This window comes from Rosettibacter primus, assembly GCF_036860675.1.
GTDB lineage: Bacteria > Bacteroidota > Ignavibacteria > Ignavibacteriales > Melioribacteraceae > Rosettibacter > Rosettibacter primus.
Map to the genome: position 1 here is coordinate 1 of NZ_JAYKGK010000024.1, position 1,612 is coordinate 1,612.

Below are 1,612 nucleotides of genomic sequence, written 5' to 3' on the forward strand. Positions count from 1 at the left end.
TCTTAATTCCGACATAGAAAAATAAAAGGGACTGTTTAAAGAGCTAAAAAAGGGATAAATTTGGGGAAGAAAAATTCACCCAATAGGTGAAAAATAAATTTCAAGCAAAATAGAGATAAGAATGAAACCATTAAAACGAATCAAAGTAATAGGCAGTAAAGAAAAACTAAGCAACCGAATTGGAATACCATTAGTGGAAGAAATAGTAGATCGACTTGAAATACGAGAAGCGATAGATGAAAAATTTCCGAAGCCGGGGAGTAATAGAGGAATAAAATCAAGTGACTACATAATGACACTAATGTACATGTTCATAGATGGAGCAATGCACTTAGAAGATGTAAAGCATTTGATGAGTGATGAAGCCTTTCAAGAGCTGCTCGAGGGGATGCAACTGCCAACGAGTGATGCAATAGGGGATTGGTTAAGAAGACACGGTAGTAAGGCTACAGAAAAGCAGTTATGGGAAGTAATGAAAAGAGTTTTAGCCGTAGTTGAAAAGCCGGGAAATATTCTGGATATCGATGCAACAATAATTGAGTCAGAGAAAGGGGATGCAGAAAAGACATATAAAGGGACATATGGATATCAACCACTCTTAGGAATAATATCAGAAAACGGGATGGTAGTGGGGAGTGATTTTCGGGAAGGGAATGTTTCGCCACAAAGAGGATTGGTAGAGATGATAGAACAATGCCGCAGAAATTATGGACAAGAAATAAAGATAGTAAGAAGTGACTCAGCTGGGTGGCAGAAAGAAGTTGTAGAACATTGTAATGGAGAGAATATTGGTTTTACGATAACAGCCGATCAGAGTGCATCAGTATTAGAGGCAGTATTATCAATACCTGAAGAGAGGTGGAAAAGAGCCATTGCATCAGACGGAATAAAAGAAAGTTATGAGATAGCTTCTACAGAATACAATTTTGGTTCAAAGAAAAGAAGAGTACGATTAGTAGTAAAGAGGGAATTATTGAAGAATCAGATGGATTTATTTTCAAACTATAGATACTGGATAGTAGGAACGAACTTAAAAGAAGAAGAATATGATGATTATCAGATAATAAAACTGCATGAAGGTAGAGGCAGTATAGAAAAGAAGATAGGGGAGTTGAAACATCAAATAAATCTTAGCCACTTACCGATGGGACAATTCAATGCTAATTGTCTTTATTTCACAGTAGGGTTGTTAGCATATAATATATTACAACTGTTAAAACTAATTGCACTACCTGAAGAATATCACAACAAAACAATAAAGACGTTACGATACCAACTTTTGAAGTTAGCTGGTAAATTAGTAATACATGCACGATACATTATTTTGCAAATAGCAGCTCCGATAAAGAACATAGAACTATTCAGAGAAGTATATTTAAGACTGAGATTCAACCCAATAGCACTTCGCTTATAGCAATTGGAAAGAAGTCCAAAGCAGATAAAAAAAAAGCTTTTCAGGGAGTAGTCCGCGCAAATAAAGAAAAAAGGAGGGAAAATTATTACTTGAATAAACCAAAAATCAAAAAATGAGATTACAATGAAAAAATCATGAATAACATTGACCACATTATAGAAAAAATCTACTTTTTAATGTCCTATATCGGATTTTAGA

The 1,612-nt window shown here is 34.7% G+C and carries 1 protein-coding gene; it reads left to right on the forward strand.

The genetic code is table 11. From position 1 onward, the window contains the following. Positions 1 to 121 precede the first annotated feature (121 nt). Positions 122 to 1,414, forward strand: a complete 1,293-nt coding sequence (locus tag VJY32_RS14300) for an IS1380 family transposase (RefSeq protein WP_353678610.1) — start codon at positions 122 to 124, stop codon at positions 1,412 to 1,414. The last annotated feature ends 198 nt before the right edge of the window (positions 1,415 to 1,612 follow it).

Excerpts from the sequence above, each read along its gene's own strand:
- VJY32_RS14300 (WP_353678610.1), top strand. The coding sequence starts at position 122 with ATGAAACCATTAAAACGAATCAAAGTAATAGGCAGTAAAGAAAAACTA.